Below are 7083 nucleotides of genomic sequence, written 5' to 3'. Positions count from 1 at the left end.
ACACCCGCCGCGCCTCCGCCATCGACGGCGCCTTCGCGGGGCCGGGGCAGATCAACTCCGGCCTGCTGGCCGGCGCCGGCTACGAGCCGCGCCAGCTGGAGGGCGGGATGATCGCCTACGCGGCCATGGCGGCGATGCAGGAACCTGGCTTTGTGGCCGCGGTGCGGGCCAACGGCGCGGGCCTGTCGCGGCGCCTCGCCGCCAATCCGGATGCTGTGCTGGACCTGCCGGGCGCTTCCGCCGCCGCCGGCCGCGCCAACGCCGCCCTCACCCGCCGTGGGGAGGCGCTGGCCGCCGCCGGGGCGCGGGTGAAGAAGGCCTCCTACAGCGTGCAGCACCAGCACTGGTCGCGGGCGCGGCTGTCGAACGGGCCCCAGCGGCTGGCGGCGGTGAAGGCCGCCGCCGGCTACCGAGCCGAGACCGGCGACCGCGCCCGGCTGGCGGCCTCACTGGACGAGACCGGACGCCGCAGCGGGTCGAGCCCGGTGGTGTCTCGCGCGGTCGCCGTCGCGGCGCTGACGGTGCTGGGCCAGAACGGCGCGGCGCGACCGCTCATGAGCGAACCCAGGAGCAGCGACTGCCTGCGCCGCGCCAAGCTCAACTTCCACCAGTGCCTGGCGGCCGCCGGGACCCACTACGAGGACGTCTACTGCCTGGGCGTGCACGCCATGACCGACCCCGGCCAGTGCATGATCGAGGCGACGCGGCCGGCGCGTATCCGGCGGGCCAGCGCGGACTAGGTCCCGGCGCGACCTTCCAGCACCTCGACGAAGAGCTGCAGGGTGGCCTCCGCGAACGCCCACATGTTGGCGACGCGGTCGTCCAACCCGGTGCGCAACGTGCGCACCACGGTCCGTTCGCCCACCACCGCCATGCAGGTGTGACCGGACGGGTCGCCATAGCCGTTGCCGTTCGGCCCCGCGGCCCCGGTCTCGGACAGGCCCCAGCTGACGTCGCCGTGACGAGCTCGGATCTCGGTCGCGAGCAGCAGGGCATAGGGCTCGGAGCTGGAACGGATTCCATCGGCCCGCATCTGCTCCAGCGAAATCCCCGCGAGGCCGCGTATCGACTTGGCGGAGTAGGTGATCGCGCCGCCGGCGAAGTAGGCCGATGCGCCCGGAACGGCCAGCAGGCTTGCGGATATCAGGCCGCCGGCCGAGGTTTCACCGATGGCGACGGTTTCGCGTCGTTCCTTGAGCAACGCGCCGGCGCGGGCGCCCAGGGCGAGGATGTCGTGCATACCGTCTCCAAAAACCGATGCCGGATGGCTGATCGCCTGACAGACCCTAATCTCCAGACAGATGCAGCGCCACCTCGCGGCGGTGGGGCCGGGCGCGGTGCTCGAAGAGGTAGACGCCCTGCCAGGTCCCCAGCGCCAGGCGCCCGTCGATCAGCGGGATGGAGAGCTGCACGCCGGTGAGCGCGGTGCGCAGGTGGGCGGGCATGTCGTCGGGCCCTTCATCCTGGTGGCGGTAGGCAGGGCTCTCGGGCGCGACCTTGGCCACCCAGTCCTCCAGGTCCCGAGCCACGTCCGGGTCGGCGTTCTCCTGGATCAGCAGGGACGCTGAGGTGTGACGACAGAAGAGGGTGAGCAGGCCCGTGGTCACGCCCTGACCGTGGGCCCAGCGCGCCACGTCGCGGGTGATCTCGTGCAGCCCCGGCCCCGGCGTCTCGACGCTGAGGATGCGGGCGGCCTGGCGCATCAGATCAGGTCCCGCAGCCACGCCACCAGGGGCGGATCGGCCGGCGGCATCGGATAGGCGTCCATGTCCTTGGGCTTCACCCAGGCCAGCGCCTTGTGTTCGCGGGCGCGGACGAAGCCCTCCCAGCGGCGCACGAGGTAGAGCGGCATCAGGAGATGGAAGCTGTCGTAGCTGTGGCTTGCGAAGACGAAGGGCGCCAGGCAGGCGTGGGTGACCACGATCCCCAACTCCTCCTCCAGTTCGCGGATCAGGCAGGCCTCGGGCGTCTCACCGGCCTCGACCTTACCGCCTGGAAACTCCCACAGTCCGGCCAGGGCCTTGCCCTCCGGCCGCTGGCACAACAGCACCCGGCCGTCGGTGTCCACCAGCGCCGCGGCGGCGACGAGGACTATGGGCTTGGCGGGCTGGGCATCGGCCATGCCCGCTCTTCGCGGGACATGGGCCGAAATGCAACCGTCAGGCGGGCGGGTCGGGGTTGAAGCCGTGCTCGCCGGCGATCAGCTCCTCGGCCTCGGCCCGGCGCGGCAGTCGTCAAGCTGCGGCCAAAACGCCACGGCCGAGCCTATTCCGACCCCGTGGGTTGACATTAACCGCCGCAACGCCGATGTGGCCCCTGCGCTCTTCGGAGTGCTGTCCGCGTTCCAGCCGCGTGGGACCTCTAGAACGAGGTTCAGCCTGTCGAGCGCAAGGACCCATAGATTCGCCCATCACGCGGGGCGCTTCCCCAAAGACCCGCGCTCCGCGCCCTCGGAAGGATCCGATGGGCGCGCTGGGCGCAACGCGAAAGATTTCTGCTTTGACCCAATTCACTGACCTTGGCCTGGCCAAGCCGCTGCTCAAGGCGCTGGCTGACGAGGGCTATACCGACCCGACGCCGATCCAGGCGCAGGCGATCCCCGGCGTGCTGTCCGGCAAGGACCTGCTGGGCATCGCCCAGACCGGCACCGGCAAGACCGCCGCCTTCGCCCTGCCGATCCTCCAGCGCCTCTCCGAGAACCGGAAGCCCGCCCCCCGGCGCAGCGCCCGCGTACTCGTCCTCGCTCCGACGCGGGAACTCGCGACGCAGATCGGCGAGAGCTTCAAGACCTATGGCAAGCACATGGGCGTCTCCGTCGCCGTCGTCTTCGGCGGCGTGAAGTACGGCGGCCAGATGCGCGCGCTGGCGCCCGGCATCGACGTGCTGGTGGCCACGCCGGGCCGCCTGCTCGACCACCTGGGCGAGAAGTCGATCACCCTGGAGGGCGTCGAGATCCTCGTCCTCGACGAGGCCGACCGCATGCTGGACATGGGCTTCATCGTCCCGATCCGGAAGATCGTGAAGTTCGTGCCGAAGGTGCGCCAGAACCTGTTCTTCTCGGCCACCTGGCCGACCGAGATCGAGAAGCTGGCCGGCGAGATCCTCAACCCCAACCCGCTGAAGGTCTCGGTCACCCCGCAGGCCACCACGGTCGAGCGCGTGAACCAAAGCGTCGTGTTCGTCGAACAGCAGCGCAAGCGCGCCCTGTTGGCTGAGCTGTTCGATGACCCGGCGTTCAAGCGCGTCATCGTCTTCACCCGCACCAAGCGCGGCGCCGACCGCGTGGCCAAGGGCCTGGAGCAGGTAGGCGTCGACGCGGCCGCCATCCACGGCGACAAGAGCCAGGGCCAGCGGGAACGCGCGCTCGCCCAGTTCAAGGCCGGCGAGGTCCGCGTCCTGGTGGCCACCGACATCGCCGCCCGCGGCATCGACGTCGACGCGATCAGCCACGTGGTGCAGTACGACCTGCCCAACGTGCCGGAAGCGTACGTACACCGGATCGGGCGCACCGCCCGGGCCGGCGCGGGCGGGTCCGCCGTGGCGTTCTGCTCCGATGACGAGCGCAACCTCCTGAAGGACGTCGAGAAGGTGAGCCGCCAGCGGATCCCCTCCTTCGACCGCCGCAACGACCGCCACCTGGGCGCGGCCACCGCCGCGATGCCCGACACCGGCGGCAAGCCGGACCGCGCCGATACCCGGGGCCAGCCGCACCGCGGCCAGCACCAGGCCAAGCGCAACCGCAACCACGGCGGTGGCGGCGGCGTTCGCCACGAGGGCGCCGAGCGTCCCGCCGGCGATAAGCCCGCATTCCGTGGTCCGAGCCGCGCCGGCGGCGGCGGGGCCGGCAGCGGTCGTGGCCGAGGCGGCGGCGCAGGCCGCAGCGGCGGCACGGGCGGCGCTCGCGCGGGCGCCCCCACGGGCGTCTGGTCGAACCGCTAGCCCAAACCCGGTGGACAGGGCCCAAGCGGCTGGGGCACACCCCGCCGCCTGGGACCCCGACCTGAATGCCGAAGCGCTTCCGTGACCTGGCGGCCGATGTGCTGACCCACATCCGCCGCGTTCCCCTGGTGCACCGCCCGGTGCACTGGCTCGCGGTGCTGTTGGTCAAGACCCCCTTCGGCGCGCGGTTCATCCGTTCGGTGCTGTCCACCGAGGCGCATTCGCCCGCCACCTATCAGGCCTGGGTGGCGGCCTACGATACGCTCAGCGACGCAGACCGTGCTGGGATCGGGGCCCACGTCGCGCGGATGCGACGGACGCCGCTGATCTCGGTGGTGATGCCGGCCTACGACACGCCCATCCACCTGCTGCGCGAGGCCATCGAGTCGGTGCGCGGCCAGCTCTATCCGCACTGGGAGCTCTGCATCTCCGACGACGCCTCGCCCGATCCGGCCGTATGGCGGCTGCTGAGCCGCTACGCGAAGTCGGATCCACGCATCAAGATCGTGCGGCGCGAGGTCAACGGCCACATCTGCGCGGCGACCAACTCGGCCCTGGCCCTGGCCACGGGCGAGTTCGTGGCCCTGATGGACCACGACGATCTGCTGTCCGAACGCGCGCTCTACGAGGTGGCCGCGCTGCTGGACCGCCATCCCGACGCTGACCTGGTCTATTCCGACGAGGACAAGGTCGACGATGACGGCCGCCGCTTCGAGCCGCACGCCAAGACCGACTGGAACTACGAGCTTCTGCTCGGCCAGAACATGATCAGCCACCTGGGCGTCTATCGTCGCGCCCTGGTCGAAGCGGTCGGCGGGCTTCGGGAGGGCTTCGAAGGCAGCCAGGACTACGACCTGGCCCTGCGGGTGGCCGAACGCACCGAGCCCTCACGCATCCACCACATCCCCTGGGTGCTCTACCACTGGCGCCAGCAAGGCCAGACGGCGTCCTTCTCCGAAAGCTTCCTGGCCCAGTGCGCCGAGGCCGCGCGCCGCGCGGTGGCCGAGCACCTGGCCCGCGTCGGTGACGACGCCGTGGTCGAGAACCAGCCGGAGTTGCCCGCCTGGCTGCATGTGCGGCGCGCTCCGCCCGAGCCGAACCCGCTGGTCTCGGTGATCGTGCCGACCCGCGACCGGGCCGAACTGCTGGCCCAATGCGCGGATGGCCTGCTGAACCGCACCCGCTATGCGAACCTGGAGCTGCTGATCGTCGACAACGGCAGCGTGGAGCCCGAGACCCGGGCGCTGTTCGCAACCCTGCAGGCTGCCGATCCGCGGGTTCGCCTCATTCCCTCTCCGGGTCCGTTCAACTTCTCCGCCCTCAACAACCAGGCCGCCGCACAGGCGCGCGGTGAGATCCTGCTGCTTCTCAACAACGACATCAGCATGGCGGACGACCGCTGGCTCGACGAGCTGGTGGCCCACGCGGTCCGCCCGAACGTCGGCGCGGTGGGGGCGCGGCTGCTCTTCCCCGACGGGCGGGTGCAGCACGCCGGCGTCATCCTTGGCGTCGGCGACACCACGCCGGTGGCCGGCCACCTGGGCTATCTGCAAGGGCGCGATGACCGCGGCTACTACGGCCACCTGGCCATGACCCGCAACGTCTCTGCGGTAACCGCCGCTTGCATGGCCCTGCGACGCGCCGTGTTCGAGGAAGTGGGCGGGTTCGACGCGGAGGAACTGCCGGTCGCCTTCAACGACGTGGATCTCTGCCTGAAAATTCGCGCCCGCGGCTACGACATCGTCTGGACGCCGTTCGCCGAGCTGATCCACCACGAATCCGCGAGCCGGGGCGCCGACGAGGCGGGCGAACACCGGGCACGGTTCCATAAGGAGATTGCGGTGATGCGCCGGCGCTGGGGCCATGTCCTGGACAACGATCCGTTCTACGGTCCCACCTTCGATCGCTTCACCAGCGACTACCGCCTCGCCTCGCCACCGGTCCGTAAGGCCCCCTGGCTCACGGCAGACGCGGGGTGATTGCGCCCTCCGGGTTGGATCGCTACCACCCGGACCATGGACCGCGCCGAGTTCCTCACCCTGATCGACGTGGCGAATCAGCGCGGGCTGGAGATCGGGGCGCTCAACCAGCCGGTCGTCACGCGCGCCATGGGGCCGGTGGAGTACGTCGACCGAGCCACCCGAGACGAGCTGATCGAGTGGTACAAGAACCCCCTGCACGGCATCGACCCTGCTGACATCGTCCCGGTGGACCACATCTGGGGCGAGCGGAGCCTGCTGGAGTGCGTCGGGGGCCAGCGCGCCTACGACTACGTGGTCGCCAGCCATGTGATCGAGCATGTGCCCGACCTGTTCGGCTGGTTGGGGGAAATTGCCGGCGTGCTCGTCGACGGCGGCCTGGCCTTGTTCATGGTCCCGGACAAGCGTTTCACGTTCGACCGCGATCGCCTGCCCAGTGTCAGCGGCGACTTTGTCGATGCCTACCTGCGCCGGCTGCGGAGGCCGGACACGCGGCAGATCTTCAACCACTACAATGACACCCGTCCCGCCGACGTGGGGCCCCGCGGCGAGGAGGAACTCACGGCCCTGGCCCAGGGAGCGCTGGCCCTGTGCCGTCAGGCCGAGACGAACGGCGAGTACATCGACGCCCACGCCTGGGTGTTCACCCCCAGGTCGCTGGCGCAGGCCCTGGACCTGGGCAGCCGGCTGGACCTGCTGCCATTCGAGATCGCGCTTCTGGCGCCCACCGCTCCGGGCTCCGGCGAGTGCCTGCTGGCCCTCCGCCGACTTCCCGACGCCATGCAACCGGGAGAGCGGCGCGCAGCCTTCACAAGCAGCTTGGCCGCCCTTGAGCTTCCCGAGGAGCTTGAGCTCCTGGCCGCAGAGGGCGCTGCGGCGGTCGCGCGACTGAAGGCGATCGAGGCCTCGACAAGCTGGCGCCTGACGGCGCCGCTGCGCCGAATGGTCGAGCTGGTCCGGCAGCGAAGAACGCAGGCGCCCTAGCCGCGCCCGCGCCGTATCGACCCCGCTTCTCGGGCGGAGCATAGCTTGCAACTCTGAGACGTAGGGGAGCGACCATGGATTGGCTGCGCAGCGCGACACCCTGGGTGTTCCTGGCCTGCGCCCTGACGTCGAGCCTGCTCCTGGTCTGGACCACGCCGCCCTTCCAAATGGCCGACGAGGG

The 7083-nt window shown here is 70.6% G+C and carries 7 protein-coding genes; 4 read left to right on the top strand and 3 right to left on the bottom strand.

Annotated features, from left to right (window positions below; all coding sequences use genetic code 11):
• A partial coding sequence (locus QZV94_RS21180) for a hypothetical protein (RefSeq protein ID WP_293681587.1) occupies window positions 1-740 on the top strand: 740 nt, incomplete at its 5' end.
• On the opposite strand, the gene QZV94_RS21175 is transcribed toward QZV94_RS21180, so the two are convergent.
• From QZV94_RS21175 to mutT, 3 genes are read right to left on the bottom strand one after another with little or no spacing between them, the layout of a single operon-like run.
• On the bottom strand, window positions 737-1240 hold the full coding sequence (locus QZV94_RS21175) for a CinA family protein (RefSeq protein WP_293681585.1): 504 nt from the start codon (window positions 1238-1240) through the stop codon (window positions 737-739). The genes QZV94_RS21180 and QZV94_RS21175 overlap by 4 nt on opposite strands.
• Before the next feature lie 46 nt (window positions 1241-1286).
• Window positions 1287-1703: a secondary thiamine-phosphate synthase enzyme YjbQ gene (locus QZV94_RS21170; protein ID WP_293681582.1), complete on the bottom strand. Its 417-nt coding sequence runs from the start codon at window positions 1701-1703 to the stop codon at window positions 1287-1289.
• Window positions 1703-2122 carry an 8-oxo-dGTP diphosphatase MutT gene (mutT, locus tag QZV94_RS21165; protein ID WP_293681579.1) on the bottom strand — a complete coding sequence of 140 codons (420 nt, stop codon included), beginning with the start codon at window positions 2120-2122 and terminating at the stop codon, window positions 1703-1705. Before mutT ends, QZV94_RS21170 begins: the two co-directional genes overlap by 1 nt.
• A 377-nt stretch (window positions 2123-2499) precedes the next feature.
• Between mutT and QZV94_RS21160 the strand changes: the two genes are divergently transcribed.
• The 3 genes from QZV94_RS21160 to QZV94_RS21150 all read left to right on the top strand — a co-directional run bounded on the left by QZV94_RS21160 (window position 2500) and on the right by QZV94_RS21150 (window position 6902).
• Window positions 2500-3939 carry a DEAD/DEAH box helicase gene (locus tag QZV94_RS21160; protein ID WP_293681576.1) on the top strand — a complete coding sequence of 480 codons (1440 nt, stop codon included), beginning with the start codon at window positions 2500-2502 and terminating at the stop codon, window positions 3937-3939.
• Between the two features lie 65 nt (window positions 3940-4004).
• The gene (locus QZV94_RS21155) at window positions 4005-5918 is read left to right on the top strand and encodes a glycosyltransferase family 2 protein (RefSeq protein ID WP_293681573.1); all 1914 of its coding nucleotides are present in this window, start codon (window positions 4005-4007) and stop codon (window positions 5916-5918) included.
• 36 nt (window positions 5919-5954) lie between these two features.
• On the top strand, window positions 5955-6902 hold the full coding sequence (locus QZV94_RS21150) for a methyltransferase domain-containing protein (RefSeq protein ID WP_293681570.1): 948 nt from the start codon (window positions 5955-5957) through the stop codon (window positions 6900-6902).
• Window positions 6903-7083: the final 181 nt, after the last annotated feature.

It is taken from the genome of uncultured Phenylobacterium sp. (genome assembly GCF_902826855.1).
Taxonomy (GTDB): Bacteria; Pseudomonadota; Alphaproteobacteria; order Caulobacterales; family Caulobacteraceae; genus Phenylobacterium.
Note: the sequence above shows the minus strand (reverse complement) of the source record. Positions and strands in the feature narration are given on the sequence as shown.